Origin of the sequence: Luedemannella helvata, assembly GCF_039528415.1 — a bacterium.
In the GTDB taxonomy this organism is placed as follows: Bacteria; Actinomycetota; Actinomycetes; order Mycobacteriales; family Micromonosporaceae; genus Luedemannella; species Luedemannella helvata.
In genome coordinates, this window is the sequence record NZ_BAAALS010000009.1 from 121,189 (window position 1) to 136,650 (window position 15,462).

General features: G+C 72.2%; 17 protein-coding genes. 12 read left to right on the forward strand and 5 right to left on the reverse strand.

Annotation, left to right across the window (positions count from 1 at the left end; all coding sequences use genetic code 11):
* Nucleotides 1–21: 21 nt before the first annotated feature.
* Nucleotides 22–897 carry an EamA family transporter gene (locus ABD191_RS11540; RefSeq protein WP_344079948.1) on the reverse strand — a complete coding sequence of 292 codons (876 nt, stop codon included), beginning with the start codon at nucleotides 895–897 and terminating at the stop codon, nucleotides 22–24.
* A 165-nt stretch (nucleotides 898–1,062) separates the two neighbouring features.
* On the opposite strand from ABD191_RS11540, the gene ABD191_RS11545 reads away from it, so the two are divergent.
* The 11 genes from ABD191_RS11545 to ABD191_RS11595 all read left to right on the forward strand — a co-directional run bounded on the left by ABD191_RS11545 (nucleotide 1,063) and on the right by ABD191_RS11595 (nucleotide 10,725).
* Complete coding sequence (locus ABD191_RS11545) at nucleotides 1,063–1,521, forward strand: hypothetical protein (protein ID WP_344079950.1); 459 nt, start codon at nucleotides 1,063–1,065, stop codon at nucleotides 1,519–1,521.
* A 64-nt stretch (nucleotides 1,522–1,585) separates the two neighbouring features.
* Nucleotides 1,586–2,452: a LysR family transcriptional regulator gene (locus ABD191_RS11550; RefSeq protein ID WP_344079953.1), complete on the forward strand. Its 867-nt coding sequence runs from the start codon at nucleotides 1,586–1,588 to the stop codon at nucleotides 2,450–2,452.
* 67 nt (nucleotides 2,453–2,519) lie between these two features.
* Nucleotides 2,520–2,972 (forward strand): DUF3307 domain-containing protein, encoded by a 453-nt coding sequence (locus tag ABD191_RS11555; RefSeq protein ID WP_344079956.1) that lies wholly within the window; start codon nucleotides 2,520–2,522, stop codon nucleotides 2,970–2,972.
* A 153-nt stretch (nucleotides 2,973–3,125) separates the two neighbouring features.
* The gene (locus ABD191_RS11560; RefSeq protein ID WP_344079959.1) at nucleotides 3,126–4,013 is read left to right on the forward strand and encodes an FAD binding domain-containing protein; all 888 of its coding nucleotides are present in this window, start codon (nucleotides 3,126–3,128) and stop codon (nucleotides 4,011–4,013) included.
* The gene (locus ABD191_RS11565) at nucleotides 4,013–4,495 is read left to right on the forward strand and encodes a (2Fe-2S)-binding protein (RefSeq protein ID WP_344079962.1); all 483 of its coding nucleotides are present in this window, start codon (nucleotides 4,013–4,015) and stop codon (nucleotides 4,493–4,495) included. Before ABD191_RS11560 ends, ABD191_RS11565 begins: the two co-directional genes overlap by 1 nt.
* The gene (locus ABD191_RS11570; RefSeq protein WP_344079965.1) at nucleotides 4,492–6,888 is read left to right on the forward strand and encodes an aerobic carbon-monoxide dehydrogenase large subunit; all 2,397 of its coding nucleotides are present in this window, start codon (nucleotides 4,492–4,494) and stop codon (nucleotides 6,886–6,888) included. The genes ABD191_RS11565 and ABD191_RS11570 overlap by 4 nt, the downstream gene beginning before the upstream one ends.
* Nucleotides 6,889–6,892: 4 nt before the next feature.
* Nucleotides 6,893–7,837 (forward strand): XdhC family protein, encoded by a 945-nt coding sequence (locus ABD191_RS11575; protein WP_344079968.1) that lies wholly within the window; start codon nucleotides 6,893–6,895, stop codon nucleotides 7,835–7,837.
* Nucleotides 7,834–8,697: an AAA family ATPase gene (locus tag ABD191_RS11580; protein ID WP_344079970.1), complete on the forward strand. Its 864-nt coding sequence runs from the start codon at nucleotides 7,834–7,836 to the stop codon at nucleotides 8,695–8,697. Before ABD191_RS11575 ends, ABD191_RS11580 begins: the two co-directional genes overlap by 4 nt.
* 16 nt (nucleotides 8,698–8,713) lie before the next feature.
* Complete coding sequence (locus ABD191_RS11585) at nucleotides 8,714–9,943, forward strand: vWA domain-containing protein (RefSeq protein ID WP_344079972.1); 1,230 nt, start codon at nucleotides 8,714–8,716, stop codon at nucleotides 9,941–9,943.
* A 17-nt stretch (nucleotides 9,944–9,960) separates the two neighbouring features.
* Nucleotides 9,961–10,179 (forward strand): hypothetical protein, encoded by a 219-nt coding sequence (locus tag ABD191_RS11590; RefSeq protein ID WP_344079975.1) that lies wholly within the window; start codon nucleotides 9,961–9,963, stop codon nucleotides 10,177–10,179.
* A gap of 93 nt (nucleotides 10,180–10,272) precedes the next feature.
* Nucleotides 10,273–10,725 carry an aromatic ring-opening dioxygenase LigA gene (locus tag ABD191_RS11595; RefSeq protein WP_344079977.1) on the forward strand — a complete coding sequence of 151 codons (453 nt, stop codon included), beginning with the start codon at nucleotides 10,273–10,275 and terminating at the stop codon, nucleotides 10,723–10,725.
* On the opposite strand, the gene ABD191_RS11600 is transcribed toward ABD191_RS11595, so the two are convergent.
* Together ABD191_RS11600 and ABD191_RS11605 are read right to left on the reverse strand one after the other, a co-directional pair.
* Nucleotides 10,722–11,747, reverse strand: a complete 1,026-nt coding sequence (locus ABD191_RS11600; protein WP_344079980.1) for a hypothetical protein — start codon at nucleotides 11,745–11,747, stop codon at nucleotides 10,722–10,724. The two genes, ABD191_RS11595 and ABD191_RS11600, sit on opposite strands and share 4 nt — an antisense overlap.
* Nucleotides 11,748–11,813: 66 nt before the next feature.
* Nucleotides 11,814–12,146 (reverse strand): PadR family transcriptional regulator, encoded by a 333-nt coding sequence (locus ABD191_RS11605; RefSeq protein WP_344079982.1) that lies wholly within the window; start codon nucleotides 12,144–12,146, stop codon nucleotides 11,814–11,816.
* Nucleotides 12,147–12,335: 189 nt separating this feature from the next.
* On the opposite strand from ABD191_RS11605, the gene ABD191_RS11610 reads away from it, so the two are divergent.
* The gene (locus ABD191_RS11610; protein ID WP_344080176.1) at nucleotides 12,336–13,292 is read left to right on the forward strand and encodes a tyrosine-type recombinase/integrase; all 957 of its coding nucleotides are present in this window, start codon (nucleotides 12,336–12,338) and stop codon (nucleotides 13,290–13,292) included.
* On the opposite strand, the gene ABD191_RS11615 is transcribed toward ABD191_RS11610, so the two are convergent.
* On the reverse strand, nucleotides 13,289–13,945 hold the full coding sequence (locus tag ABD191_RS11615; protein WP_344080179.1) for a thymidine kinase: 657 nt from the start codon (nucleotides 13,943–13,945) through the stop codon (nucleotides 13,289–13,291). The two genes, ABD191_RS11610 and ABD191_RS11615, sit on opposite strands and share 4 nt — an antisense overlap.
* A 32-nt stretch (nucleotides 13,946–13,977) precedes the next feature.
* Complete coding sequence (locus ABD191_RS11620) at nucleotides 13,978–15,351, reverse strand: MFS transporter (RefSeq protein WP_344079985.1); 1,374 nt, start codon at nucleotides 15,349–15,351, stop codon at nucleotides 13,978–13,980.
* Nucleotides 15,352–15,462: the final 111 nt, after the last annotated feature.

Consider the following 15,462-nt stretch of genomic DNA (forward strand, 5'->3'; position numbering starts at 1 on the left):
CATAACCCCGCGCCAGCCTCGTCAGGCGGGCCGCGCGGTCAGGGTGACCCCGGCGCTCGCCACGATGACCAGGCCGATCGCCAGCCACTGGCTGCCGGACAGGTGCTGGTGCAGGACGACGAGGCCGGCCAGGGCCGCGACGGCGGGGTGCACGCTGCACAGCACCCCGAACACCCGCGCCGGCAGCCGGCGCAGCGCCAGCAGGTCGAAGCTGTAGGGCACCGCGGAGCTGAGCACCCCGACGAGCACCCCGAGCAGGAGTACGTGCGGGTCGAGCAGCCCGGCGCCGCCCTGCACGATGCCCAGCGGCGCGACGAGTACACCAGCGAACGCCACCGCGAGGGCCAGGTCGGCCACACCACCGCGGCCGGCGCCGCCCAGCCGCCGGTTGAGCACGATGTAGCCTGCCCAGCAGGCCGCCGCGACCAGCGCGAACACGACACCGACCAGGTCGAGGTCGCGCAGTCCTTCGGCGAGCAGCAGCACCCCGCCACCCGCGCACGCCGCCCACATCACGTCGAGCCAGCGCCGCGACAGCGCCAACGCGAGCGTCAGGGGTCCGAGGAACTCGAAGGTGATGACCGCGCCCAACGGCAGCCGGTCGATCGCCACGTACAGCGACGCGTTCATGGCCGCGGTGACAACCCCGAAGATCAGGACCGTACGCCAGGCGGCGCCGCTGCGACCCCTGATGCGCGGGCGACCCGCGGCCAGCAGGGCGGCCCCGGCGGCCAGGAGCCGGAGAGTCACCACGCCGAGCGGGCCGACCTGCGGGAACAGCGTGGCGGCGAGCGCGGCCCCGAACTGCAGCGACGAGACGCCGACCAGGATCAGCCCGACCCCCTGCAGTCCACGGCGCAGGTCGGTGGCGGGCTCGCTGAGCGTCGCGGTCGTCATGGTGATGACGCTAGGTAGCGGGCGGGCGCGACGGAAATGCCGACGGTGACACGGTCATGCCGCACGCGCATGACCGCTCGACGGGACCTTCGGCACGGGCGCACGGTGGCGTTCTGCCCTGTGCCGGCACGGGTGGCATGCCGAAGGCTCGCCACCGTGATATCAGTGCTGCTGTATATGGTCGGGGCCGTCCTGGTGGTCGCCGGAGCAATCATGATCGTGGCCGGGTGGATGGGCCGCGGCCAGGTCAGGCGGGAACTGTCCGAGCAGCACATCGGCTTCCCGACGGAGGACCTGCCAGCCGACCTGGCCCGCTACGCCGGAGCGCGGGTCAGCACCGGCCCGCAGGCGAGAGCCTTCTCCGACATCATCGCCACGCACGTGACCGCTGCGACGAAGGGCCGCACGTACGCGCAGATCACCGATGAGTGGCAGGCGGGCGGGCGTACCGACGACGGCCTGCGCAAGCTGCGGGAAATGGCATTCATGGGCAATGCGCTGCGCGGTGCCCTGCTCGGCGCGTACCAGGCCTGGCACATCACCGCCCTGGTCGCCGGGCTCGGGGTGCTGTTCGCTCTCGTCGGCGTGGTGTTCCTGGCCCTGGGCGCGCGGCTGGACTCCTGATGAGGAGGGTGCGCCACGGCGAGACCGACCAGCGCATCCATGCGCCCGATTATGCTCTACGGGCATGGATGTGGAGTTGCGGCACTTCCGGGCCCTGGTCGCGATCGCGGCCGAGGGGACGATCACCGGTGCCGCTGCCCGGCTGCGGATGACGCAGCCCGCCCTGTCGCGGACCCTGCGCCAGCTGGAGCAGCGCGTCGGCGCGCACCTGGTCGAACGGTCCACGCGGCACCTGCGGCTCACCCCGGCCGGGGAGGTGTTCCACGGGCGGGCGGTCACCATTCTCGCCGCCGTCGACGAGGCGCTCGCCGAGGCGGCGGCCAGCCCGCGACCGCTGCGGCTGGGGTACGTGTGGGCGGCGTTGGGGGAGCACACCACCCCGCTGCTGCGCGCCTGGCGTGCCGCGTACCCGCAGGTGCCCCTGCACGTGCACCGCATCGACGACCGTACGGCCGGGCTGACCCGCGGCGACGTGGACGTGGCCGTGCTGCGCACGGTGCCCGACGACGAGCGGCTGCACGTGGAGGTGCTCTACCACGAACGGCGCCACGCGGTGCTGCCCGCCGGTCACCCGCTGGCCGACCGCTCCGAGCTGGACCTGGCCGACCTGCGCCACGAGACGATCGGGCTCGTGGAGACGGAAACCGCGACGACCAGTCCGGACCTGTGGCCCGCCGAGGTGCGGCCACAAGCCTTTGTGGAGACGAACAACGTCGACGAGTGGCTCACCCTCATCGCGGCGGGCGGGGCGGTCGGGGTGACGCCGGCCGGGACGGCACACACGCACACCCATCCGGGGGTACGGTTCGTTCCGCTGACCGGCGTGGCACCCGTACCGGTGTATCTGGTGTGGCCGCGACGGCTGTCACACCGCCGTACGCCTGATGTGGTTGACCTGGCCAGACGCGTGGTCGCCGCCGGAACGCGGTGAGCACGACCACGCCCATTTTGTCGCCTTCGACGCAGACCGCGCGGCCCGGCGCGGGAACCATGGAACCATGCCCTCCGATGTCGACCCCGAAGTGCTGTACCGCTCCGTGATCTTCGCGGTGGCGCTCGTCGCGCTCCTCGTGGGCCACCAACTGGGCGACCACGTGTTCCAGACCGACCGGCAGGCGCTGAACAAGGCGTCGGCCGGGCGGGCCGGCGCCGCCGCTCTGGCGCGGCACCTGCTGGGTTACCACCTGACCGCGGCCGTGGTGCTCGTGGGGACGGCGGCCGTCCTCGGGCTGCCGCTCAGCGTCGCCGGCGTGACGGCCGGGTTGGCGTTCTCCGCCGCCACGCACGGTTTCCTGGACCGGCGCTGGCCGGTGCGGGCCCTGCTGCGCGCCACGGGCTCACCGGGCTTCGCCGAGGTGACCACGCCGGTGTGCGGCATGTACGTCGCCGACCAGGCGCTGCACCAGGGCGCGCTGCTCGTGTCGGCGCTTCTCGTCGCGGGACTCAGCTGATTTGTCACCAGTAGACAATTACTGTCCCTCACAGTCCGCACACAGATGATCGCGGGCCATTGATTGTTCCGGCGCCCTTCGTCAGACTCTCCAACTGAGTTTGGCCTTCCCATGCCGGTGCGAGCCGGCAACTCTTCCCCACCTGGAGGGCGCATGCAGGTGCCTGCACCTTTTGACTACGCGAAGGCGACAAGTGTCGACCACGCGTTGACGCTGCTCGCCGAGCACGGACCCGAGGCCAGGGTCGTCGCCGGCGGGCACAGCCTGATTCCCATGATGAAGCTCCGCCTGGCCCGCCCGGACGCGCTCATCGACATCAACGGGCTCACCGACCTGGCGTATCTGCGCGTGGAGGGCGACGAGCTCGCCGTCGGCGCGCTGACCCGTCATGTCGACGTGCTCTCCTCGCCGGTGGTCGGCGAACACTTCACCGTCCTGCACGAGGCGGAGCGCGTCATCGCGGACCCGATCGTGCGCAACTGGGGCACCGTCGGTGGCTCGCTGTGCCAGGCGGACCCGGCCGAGGACCTGCCCGCAGCCCTCGTGGCCCTGAACGCCACGGCGGTGATCCGCAACCGCGACGGTTCGCGTACCGTGCCGGTGCGGGCGCTGCACGTCGGTCCCTATGAGACCGTCGTCGGGCCCGGTGAGCTGCTCACCGAGGTGCGCATCCCACTCCGCCCCGGCGGCTCGTCGGCGTACGAGAAGGTGGAGCGCCGGGCGGGCGACTGGGGCGCCGCGGCGGCCGCGGCCGCGTTGTGGCTGACCAGCGGCGTGGCCGGGTACTCGATCGACGAGGTCGGCCTGGGCCTGACCGCGGTGGGCGCGGAGCACTACATCGTGCCGGAAGCCGAGGAGTTCCTGCGCGGCAAGCTCGCCACGGAGGAGAACTTCGCCGAGGCCGGCGAGATCGCCGCGCGCACCTGCAACCCGGCCGCCGACCAGCGCGGGCCGGTTGACTACAAGCGACACCTGGCCAAGGAGCTGACCGTGCGCGCGCTGCGCCGCGCGGCCTCGCGCGCCAGGGTCGAGGAGGCCTGATGCAGATCACTGTACGTGTCAACGGCGACGAGTACACCCGCGACGTCGAGCCGCGGCTGCTGCTGGTCCACTTCCTCCGCGACGAGCTGGGCCTGACCGGTACCCACTGGGGCTGCGACACCTCCAACTGCGGTGTCTGTACGGTCCAGGTGGACGGTACGCCCGTGAAGTCGTGCACGACCCTGGCGGTCATGGTCGACGGCCGTGAGGTCACCACGGTCGAGGGCCTCGAGCAGGACGGCCAGCTGGACCCCGTCCAGCAGGGCTTCATCAACTGCCACGGCCTGCAGTGCGGCTTCTGCACCCCCGGCATGCTGATGACCACGAAGGCGCTGCTCAAGCAGAACCCGGACCCGACCGAGGCGGAGATCCGCGAGGCGATCTCGGGCAACCTGTGCCGCTGCACCGGCTATGAGAACATCGTGCGCTCGGTGCGCTGGGCCGCCGAGCAGACCGCCGAGCAGCAGGAGGTAAAGGCATGACGGCGCCCGTTGAGGAAGACGTCAAGGTCGGCTTCGGGCGGATGCGGCGCGTCGAGGACGCGCGGTTCATCCGTGGCCGGGGCACCTACGTCGACGACGTGCAGCTGCCCGGCATGCTGCACCTGGCGATCCTGCGCAGCCCGTACGCGCACGCGAAGATCGTGTCCATCGACACGAGCGCCGCCGAGGCGCACCCGAAGGTCAAGGCCGTCGTCACCGGCGCCACCCTCGACTCGCTCGGCCTGGCCTGGATGCCCACCATCTCCTACGACACGCAGGCCGTGCTCGCCACCGACAAGGTGCGCTTCCAGGGCCAGGAGGTCGCGTTCGTCGTCGCCGAGGACCGGTACTCCGCCCGCGACGCCCTCGAACTGATCGAGGTGGAGTACGAGCCGCTGCCGGTCATCGCCGACGCGAAGACCGCGCTGGACCCCGGCGCCCCGGTCATCCGCGACGACAAGGAGGGCAAGGCCGACAACCACATCTACGACTGGCAGGCCGGCGACAAGGACAAGACCGACGCCGCGTTCGCCGCCGCCGACGTGGTCGTCTCGGAGGAGATCCTCTACCCCCGGGTGCACCCGGCCCCGCTGGAGACCTGCGGTTCGGTGGCGCACCTGGACAAGGCGACCGGCAAGCTCACCGTCTGGACCACCACCCAGGCTCCGCACGCCCACCGCACCCTCTACGCGATCGTCGCCGGGCTGCCCGAGCAGAAGATCCGCATCATCTCGCCGGACATCGGCGGCGGCTTCGGCGGCAAGGTCGGCATCTACCCCGGGTACGTGCTCGCCGTCGTGGGCACGATCGTCACCGGCAAGCCGGTGAAGTGGATGGAGGACCGTTCCGAGAACCTCGTGAGTACGGCCTTCGCGCGGGACTACCACATGACCGGGGAGATCGCGGCCACCGCCGACGGCAAGATCCTCGGCCTGAAGGTGAACGTGCTGGCCGACCACGGCGCGTTCAACGGGGTGGCGCAGCCGACCAAGTACCCGGCCGGCTTCTTCCACATCTTCACCGGCTCGTACGACTACGGCGCCGCGTGGTGCAACGTCACGGCCGTGTACACGAACAAGGCGCCGGGCGGCGTGGCGTACGCGTGCTCGTTCCGCATCACCGAGGCCGTGTACCTGGTGGAGCGGATGATCGACGCGCTGGCCGCGAAGCTGGACATGGACCCGGCGGAGCTGCGGCTGCGCAACTTCATCCAGGAAGACCAGTTCCCGTACACCACGCCGACGGGCTGGACGTACGACTCGGGCAACTACCCGGTGACGATGCGCAAGGCGATGGAGATCGCCGGGTACGAGAAGCTGCGCGAGGAGCAGCGCGCCCAGCGGGAGCGGTGGGCGGCCGGCGACCGCAGCGGCACCCTGACGGGTGTCGGCATCAGCTTCTTCACCGAGGGTGTGGGCGCGGGCCCCCGCAAGCACATGGACATCCTCGGCCTGGGCATGGCCGACGGCGCCGAGCTGCGGGTGCACCCCACCGGCAAGGCGGTGCTGCGGCTGAGCTGCCAGAGCCAGGGCCAGGGTCACGAGACGACGTTCGCGCAGATCGTCTCGCACGAGCTGGGCATCCCGACCCTCGACATCGAGGTCGTGCACGGCGACACCGACCAGACCCCGTTCGGGTTGGGCACCTACGGTTCGCGGTCCACGCCGGTCTCCGGCGGGGCGACGGCCGTGGTGGCCCGCAAGGTCCGCGACCGGGCCAAGCTGGTCGCGGCGGCGATGCTCGAGGTCAGCCACGAGGACCTGGAGTGGGAGCAGGGCCGCTGGTTCGTCAAGGGCGACCCGGAGCAGGGCAAGACGATCGCGGAGATCGCGATGGCCGCGCACGGGGCGCTGGAGCTGCCCGAGGGCGTGGAGGGTCACCTCGACGCGACCTGCGTGTACAACCCGCCGGACCTGACGTACCCGTTCGGGGCGTACATCGCGGTCGTCGACGTCGACCCGGGTACGGGCGTGGTGAAGGTGCGCCGGTTCATCGCGGTCGACGACTGCGGCACCCGGATCAACCCGATGATCGTCGAGGGTCAGATCCACGGCGGCCTGGCCGACGGCATCGGCATGGCGCTCATGCAGGTCATGGCGTTCGACACGGACGGCAACCACCTGGGTTCGTCCTTCATGGACTACCTGCTGCCGACCTCGCTGGAGTGCCCGTCGTGGGAGCTCGGCGAGACGGTGACCCCGTCACCGCACCACCCGATCGGCGCCAAGGGTGTCGGGGAGTCGGCCACGGTCGGGTCGCCGGCGGCGATCGTCAACGCGGTGCTCGACGCCCTCAAGCCCTGGGACGTCACGCACGCCGACATGCCGCTCACCCCGGCGAACGTGTGGTCGCTGACGCAGGGTCGTCCGCTGCGTACGGACCTGGCCCTGTAGCTCGATGAACCAGACCGACGTGTTGGCGAGGGCGGACCGGCTGCGCGACCAGCGCACGCCGTTCGTCCTCGCCACCGTTGTCCGCGCGCGGCGTCCCACGAGCGCCAAGGCGGGCGACCGGGCGATCGTGCTGGCCGACGGGTCCATCGAGGGCTTCGTCGGCGGCGTCTGCGCGGAGACGACCGTGCGGGCGCAGGGTTTGGCGCTGCTCGGCTCGGGCGAGTCGACGCTGCTGCGCATCACCCCGACTGACGGGGCGGTGGAGACGGCGATGACCGACGAGGACGGCCTGGTCGTGGTCGCCAACCCGTGCCTGTCCGGCGGGACGCTGGACATCTTCCTCGAACCCGTGCTGCCCGCCGCGCTGCTGCACGTGCACGGGGACGCGCCGATCGCGACGGCGCTGGCCGGCCTGGCCCGGGCGGCCGGGTACGAGGTCGCCACGGACGGCGAGGTCGCCGACGACGCGGCCGGGGTGGTGGTCGCCGCGCACGGCCGCGACGAGGAGCGGGTGCTGGTCGCGGCGCTGTCGGCGGGCGTACCGTACGTGGCGCTGGTGGCCAGCCCCAAGCGCGGCCGCGCGGTGGTCGCCGACCTTCCCGTACCGGCGGGGCAGCGCGCCCGCGTGAAGACCCCCGCGGGGCTGGACCTCGGCGCCCGTACGCCCATGGAGGTCGCCGTGACGATCCTGGCGGAGCTGGTCGCGGCCCGGGCCGGCCGCCTGCCCGCGCTGACGACCGTGCCCTCGGACGGTGGCCTGTTGCTGCCCACGGTCGCCCCGTCGGTGGCGATCGACCCGATCTGTCACATGGAGGTGCCGGCGGTGCCGTCCAGCCTGCACACCGAGTACGAGGGTCAGACGTACTACTTCTGCGCGCCCGGCTGCAAGAAGCGCTTCGAGGCCGACCCGGGGCGGTACCTGGGTGCCGCTCGCGGGGTGACGGCGTGACGATCTCGGATCTGCGTGGCGGGCTCGCCGGCGCGGGCTACCTGGCCGATGACACCCTCGCCACCGCGCTGTTTCTCGCCGTGCGGATGAGGCAGCCGCTGCTGCTGGAGGGCGAGCCGGGCGTCGGCAAGACCGCCGCCGCGAAGGCCCTGGCCGCGGCCCTGGACACGCGGCTGATCCGGCTGCAGTGCTACGAGGGCCTGACCTCGGCCGAGGCGCTGTACGAGTGGAACTATCCCCGGCAGCTGCTGGCGATCCGGCTGGCTGAGGCGCGGGGCGAGAAACTCGCCGAGGCCGACCTGTTCGGCCCGGACTTCCTGCTGCCCCGGCCGCTGCTCGCCGCGTTGCAGCATCCGGGGCCGGCCCCGGCGGTACTGCTCATCGACGAGGTGGACCGGGCCGACGACGAGTTCGAGGCGTACCTGTTCGAGCTGCTCGCCGAGGGTTCGGTGACGATCCCGGAGCTGGGCACCCGGCACGCGGTCGTGCCGCCGGTGGCGATCCTGACGTCGAACCGAACCCGCGACCTGCACGACGCGCTCAAGCGCCGGTGCCTGTACCACTGGATCGGCTACCCGGACGCCGACCGGGTGGCGGAGATCGTGCGCCGGCGGGTGCCGGGCGTGGCCGACTACCTGGCCCGACGGGTGGCCGTCGGGGTGTCCCGGCTGCGGGCGCTGGACCTGACCAAGCCGCCGGGGGTGGCGGAGGCGATCAGCTGGGCGGGCGCCCTGGAGGTCCTCGGCATCACGGAGCTGACCGAGGAAACGGTCGCCCCGACGCTGGGCGCGGTCCTCAAGTACGACGAGGACCGCGCGGTGGCGGTGACCGCGGGCCTGGGCTCGCTGCTGGCCGAATGACGCGGGACGCGCCGCGATGACGGCCGACCTCGCCGCCGTCGCGGCCCGCCTGAGCGCCCTGGCCCGCGAGTCCGGCCTGGCCGTCGGGCCCGATCGCACGGCCCGGTTCGCCGCGGCGGTGACGCTCACCCGGCCGGAGACCATCCGGCAGCTGCGCGATCTGGCCCTGGCCACGCTGATCGCGGACCCGGCGGACATCGCCCGGCTCGACCGGATCCTCGCGCTGGTGTTCGGCGGGATGGCCGACCCGGCCGCGTTCCGGGGCGACCAGGCCAACGCGCCGCTCGACCTGGCGTCCGGGCCGCCGCGCACGTCGGGTCAGGGCGTCGGGGTCACGCCGCCGTCGGCGGGCGTCATGGCGGGCGGGTCATGGTCGACCCGGCCGCGTACCGCGGACTCCGACGAACCGGACCAGCAGCGGCCGGTGGCCGCGCTGGCCGCCGACGTGGAGCGGCTCGCGGGTCGCGACTTCGGCGCGCTGGACGCCGCTGATTTGGCGCGGCTGTCGGTCCTCATGCGACAGCTCGCGGTGGCCACCCCACTGCGGCGCGGCCGCCGGCTGCGCGCCGGGGCGGGCGGTACCCACGTCGACCTGCGCGCCACGTTGCGGGCGGCGCTGCGCGGCGGCGGGTACCCGGTGCGGCTGGTGACCCGGCGGCGCCGCGACCGGCCGCGCCGGCTGGTGGTGCTCTGCGACATCTCGGGCTCGATGGAGCCGTACGCCCGGGCGCTGCTGCAACTGGTGTACTGCGCCGCCGGGGCGAAGGGCGCGGAGGTGTTCACGTTCGCGACCCGGCTGACGCGCCTGACGCGGGCGTTGGCCCGGGTGCGTCCGGAGGTTGCGCTGGAGCGGGCGGGGCGGGCGGCGCCGGACTGGTCGGGCGGTACCCGGCTGGGGTCGGCGCTGGCCCGGTTCAACCGCGACTTCGCGGCCCGGGGGGTGGCGCGCGGCGCGGTGGTCCTGATCGTCTCCGACGGTTGGGACACGGGTGACCCGGCGCTCGTCGAGGCGCAGATGGCGCGGTTGTCGCGCCTGGCGTACCGGATCGTGTGGGCGAATCCGCGGACGAGGAGCCCGCGCTACGAGCCGAAGGTGCGCGGGATGGCCGCGGCGTGGCCGTACTGCGACGAGGTGGTCAGCGCCCATTCGCTGGACGCGGTGGCGGGGTTGCTCGCCGCGCTGGCGGGCACCCGCGTTACGCGACGGCGGGATTTGCGGGGGTTGGGCCGGGTACAGTCGGGCTGACCGGGGGGTGAGGCGACATGTCCCAGACCATCGATCCGCCGCCGGCGGACTTCGGGCTCGTCGTGGAGCTGGTGGCGGACAGCGCCGCCGAGTTCGAGCCGGATTTCGCCAGCGAGCACAGCCGTGTCTCCTTCGCCGACCAGCTGGAGGGTGGCCCGGAGGGGGCCCGCGATCCCGACTCGCCGAAGGGTCTGGCCGGGGCCGACGACCGGTTCGGGTCCCTGCTGGACGGTTGAGTTCAACCCTTCGGCCGTTTGCCGGTTTTGCCACCATAAAGGGCTGTAGTGGGTATACGGTCAGGGGGATGCCAAGATCAGGAGGGCTGTCCCATGGCTAGGTCCGCCTCGACGACCACCGCACGCGTGCTGTCCATCATCGTCATCGTCGCCGGCGCCATCATGATCGTGGCCGGCGCTGTCACGTGGTTCTCCGTCCAGGGTCAGCTCGCCAACGAGAAGATCACGGTCTCCGACGACGCGGAACGCTTCGCGGGGCAGCCCGTTGACGGGCCACTCACCGCGTACACCGAGGCCAATGTCATCGAGAAGCATGCCCTCGACGCGACGGGCGGCAAGACCTACGCCGAACTCGGCCGCGACGACCCGGCGCGCCAGACCGCGATGACGGGATCGTTCCTGCGCGCGTCGCTGTTCACCTCGGTCGTCGCGTTCGGCGTCGCCGCGATGGCGGCCGGCATCGGCGTGGTGCTCATCCTGCTCGGCGTGGCACTGCTGTCGCTCATCAGCGCGCTCGCGTCGCCGCCCCGTAGCGCGGTGTCCTAACCGCAGGGCGAATCGTCGACCGTGCACGACACCGGCCGGCCGGTGAACAGGCCTTCGACGTCGAACGCGAACGTGTACGACCCGCCGGGTTCGATGGTGCCCTCGTCCAGGGGGCCGAACCAGTACCGCCCGTCGCCGTACGTGCGCCACTGCACCGAACCGTAGGCACGACGTACCTGGTTGTCGCCGGCGAGTTCGACGACGACCGTCCACGAGCCCCGCGGAGCGGACGTCGGGTTTCGTACGGTGATCTCGCCCTGGTAGCCGAGGAGCCCGAGCAGCGACGGTTTGCTCGTGCGGTAGGTGGCGGTCAGCCCGCCCGTGTCGGCCTGCGGGGCGGCGCCGGACGTCGGCGCCGCCGCCGTGCCGGCCGCTCCTCCGCGGGCGCTCGACGGCTGGGGCGCAGCGGGCGCCCCGGCAGCGGGCGGGGGGCTGGCCTGCGGAGCACCGGTCGGCTGGCCGGACGCGTTGGTCGGCGGGTTGCTCGGCCCGGCGTTACCGGCGCCGGGTGCGCCGGGACCGATGCCGGGGGCGCCGGTCGGTCGGGCGGCGGGCGGCGCGTCGAGCCGGCCGCAGCAGGCCCGGCCCGGCCAGCCGACCACGATCAGCGCGGCCACCACCAGGATCAGCGCGGCCCCTCCCGCGATCCATTTCGCCTGGCGGCCGCTGATCGCGGCGCGCCGCGGCGGGGTCGGGGCGACCGGCGGCGGGAAGGCCTGTGCGAGCGCCGCCTCGAACTCCGCGAACGGGTCCGTGGGCGGCTTGCGTTCGCCGGGCTCACCGGTGGCGGGCCGATCGTCGGCGTCGACGGGGTCGAACGCGACGAGCCGCTCGCCGTCGTTCATCAGCTCGGGCTTCGCGCGCGCTTTGCCGCCCGCCTCTGCGGCTGGCGCAGCCTCCTGGGCCACATTGCGCGACTCGCCGCGGGGGCGTGCCTCGGCGGGGTTCTCCACCTCGCCGATGGAGGCGAGCAGGCTCGACCGGCGCGGCCGTGGTGGCGCGTCCTCGCTTCCTTCGCCCATGCGGTGGACTATATGACGAACTTCACGCGAAACGGAGGACCCCCGAGGAGGGTGCGCCGTCGATGTTTAGGGCGCGGCGTCCGTGGCGAGGGCGAGCAGCGCTTTGCTGAACCGGCGGAACTCGCGCCGCCGCAGCGCCAGCGCCCGGCGGCCCGCGTCGGTGAGCCGGTAGAACTTCACCACCCCGCCGCCCGCGGGCGCCGGACCCGTGCGGATGGTGACCAGGCCGTCGCGTTCCATGCGGTGCAGCGCGGGGTACAGGCTGCCGACCGAGAAGGTGAAGTAGCCGGCCGAGCGCATGCGGGCGCGGTTGGCGATCTCCAACCCGTACGCCTCCCGGTCGCCGATCGCGGCGAGCAGGATCAGTTCGAGGTTGCCGCGTAACAGCCCAGCGTCCATCGGCCCCGCCTTACTATCGCACTCCGATATCGGCTAGCCCCACTCTATCTGCCCTGGTCAAGACGTCGGCACGGGTCAGCCGGTTGTTGGCGCGCTCCGCGGTGCTCACCACGCGATACTTGACCGAACGCCGCATCGCGCGAGCGTACGACCTGGGGAGGGCCGTTGTCCGGGCTGCATGGTGCGGAGTTGGTCTCGCGTACGGCCGCCGGCGCGCCGGTGGCGGCCGACCCGCTCGACGTCACGGAGGCGTGGCTGGCCAACCGGCGCCTGTCGGCGCACACCCGCGACGCGTACCGCCGGGACGTGACGGCGTGGTTGTCGTGGTGCGCCGAGCGTGGCCTCGACCCGCTCGCGGCGACGTTCGTGCACGTCAACGCGTACGCGCGTGAGCTGGACGCCACGGTGGACGCGCGTACCGGCAGGACGCTGAGCGCCGCGACGGTGGCCCGCAAGCTGTCGGGCCTGTCCAGTTGGTACGCGTTCCTGGTGCGGCTGGCCGCGATCCGCGCCAACCCGGTCGACGGCGCCGACCGGCCCCGGGTGTCGCGCGACCACTCCGCCACGGTCGGCCTGCGCCCGGAGGAGGTCGACGCGCTGCTGGCCGCCGCGACCGCTGCGACGGGTCCGCTCGCGGCGCGCAACCTCGCGGTCGTCACCGTCCTGGCCGATCTGGGCCTGCGCGTCGGCGAGCTGGTCGGCCTCGATGTCACCGATCTGGGCGCCGAGCGCGGGCACCGCAGCCTGAGGTTCACCGGCAAGGGCGGCGTCGCCCGGCGGCGGGCGCTGAGCCCGGCGTGCGTGGCGGCGCTCGACGCGTACCTGGCCGAACGCGGCGATCCGGACGATGGCCCGCTGTTCGTGACCGCCTCGGGCGCCCGGCTGGACCGCCACGCCGTGTTCCGGCTGGTCCGCCACCTGGCCCGGGATGCGGGGGTGCAGAGTTGGGCGCGGTTGTCGCCGCACTCGCTGCGTCACGCGTTCGCCACGACGGCCCGCCAGGAGGGTGTGCCGCTGGAGGATGTGCAGGACGCCATGGGTCACGCCGATCCGCGCACCACCCGCCGCTACGACCGCGACCGGCACAACCTGGACCGCGACCCGGCGTACGCGATCTGGACGGCGCGCACCCGCCGCCGGGCCTAGCCGACCGGTCGTGGGCCGAGGTCCCCGGCGCGGTAGTGGCGCCGGCACAGCACCTGGTAGTGGGTGTCCCCGTCGTCGGGGGCGGTGTCGCCGATGACGACCTGTTCGCCCTCGCGGGTCAGTTGCCCGCCCACGATCCGGCCGTTGAGCTGTCCCTCGCGCCCGCACCAGCACAGCACCTCGACCTGCAGCCGGGTCACCTCGTCGGCGAGTTCGAACAGCCGCCGCGCGGCCGGGAACAGCTCGGAGCGGAAGTCCGTGGCCAGCCCGAAGGCGTACACGTCGACGTCGTGCACGTCGACCAGGTCGACCAGCTGCTCGATCTGCGCGACCGTGTAGAAGCACGCCTCGTCGCAGATGAGGTAGTCGACCCGCTGGCCGTCGCGCCACTGTTCGCGCACGAGGTCCCGCAGGTCCAGGTCGTCGGTGACCTCGATCGCCTCGCGGCTGAGCCCGATGCGGCTGCTCACCCGGGCGCCCATCGACCGGTCGTACCGGGTGAGGACCAGCCCGCGCCGGCCTTGCCGGGCGTGGTTGTAGTCCATCTGCAACGCGAGGGTGGACTTGCCGCAGTCCATCGGGCCGTAGAAGAACTTCAGCTGGGCGCCGTCGCGCAGCCGGCGGTCACCGGCCGCCGGGTACACGGGCGACAGCGCGGACTCGTCTGGGGTCACGGACAGGCAGCTTAGAGCACCTTCGGCGGGGTGTTGCCGGCCTCCACGATGGCGCGGCGCATCGGGACGGCGGCCAGGCCGACGAACCCGATGACGAAGAACGCGATCAGCGAGATGATCGCGATCTTGTACTCGCCGGTGGCCTGGTAGGTGATGCCGAACAGCAGCGGCCCGAGCCAGCTCGTCCCCTTGTCGGAGATCTCGTAGATGCCGAAGTACTCGGCCTCCTTGCCCTTCGGGATCAGCTGGCTGAACAGGGACCGGCTCAGCGCCTGGCTGCCGCCGAGCACGATGCCGAGCAGGGCGCCGAGCATCATGAACGCGCCCGCGTTGCCCACGGGCAGGAAGTACGCGACGCCGAGCACGATGGTCCACAGCACGAGGCTGCCCAGCACGGTCTTCCACGCCCCGTACGTCCTGGCGACGCGGCCCAGCAGCAGCGCCCCGCCGAAGGCGAGGAACTGCACGATGAGGATGGTCTGCAGCTGCACGGCCTGGTCGAGTTTCAGGTACTGGTCGGCGTAGATGCTGGCCACGCCGATGACCGTCTGGATGCCGTCGTTGTAGACGAGGAACACGAGCAGGAAGAACAGCGACAGCGGGTACGTCTTGAGTTCCTTGAGGGTGTGCCAGAGCTGCTTGAACCCGTCGGTGAGCGGGTTGCCGCGGGCGGGGCCGGCCACAGGCGGTCGGTTGCGCAGCCGAATCAGCGGGATGGTCGTGAACGCGGCCCACCACAGGCCAGCCGACACGATGCTCCACCGGGCGATCTCGCCCTTGCCGTAGGTGTCCTCCAGCACGATGACGGCCACGAGGTTGAGCAGCAGGAGCAGGCCGCCGCCGACGTAACCCATGGCCCACCCCAGCGACGAGACGGCGTCGCGCTTGTCGGGCGGGGCGAGCTGCGGCAGGAACGAGTTGTACACGACGATGCTGGCGCCGAAGGCGATGTTGGCGAGCACGAACAGCAGCGTCCCGACGAGGAACCGGTCGCCGGTGAGGAACAGCAGCCCGACCGTGGCGGCCGCGCCGATGTAGGCGAACATCGCCAGCAGTTCCTTCTTGCGCCCGGACCGGTCGGCGATCGCGCCGACGACCGGCAGCACGACGACCTGCAGGATCACCGACAGCGACAGCGCGTAGGAGAACAGCGAGCCGGGGGCGATCGGGATGCCGAGCGCGGAGATCACCCGCTCGCCGCACTCCACGTCGCCGTCGGCGTTCGTGGGGCAGTTCGCCGCCGTCTGGGCGATGGAGGTCAGGTACGGTCCGAGGAACACGGAGATGACGGTCGTCGAGAAGGCGCTGTTGGCCCAGTCGTACATGTACCAGCCGACGCGCTCGCTGCGGGTGCTCGTCTGGTCCTCGGCGGTGGGGGCGGTCATGCCGGGCGTCCCTCTCGACGGATGAGTGGTGATCGGCATGATGCCAGCCACATACAAGATCATGTAACCCGACGAACGCATGAGGAATCCGTTTAGCCGCCTGGCCGCCGG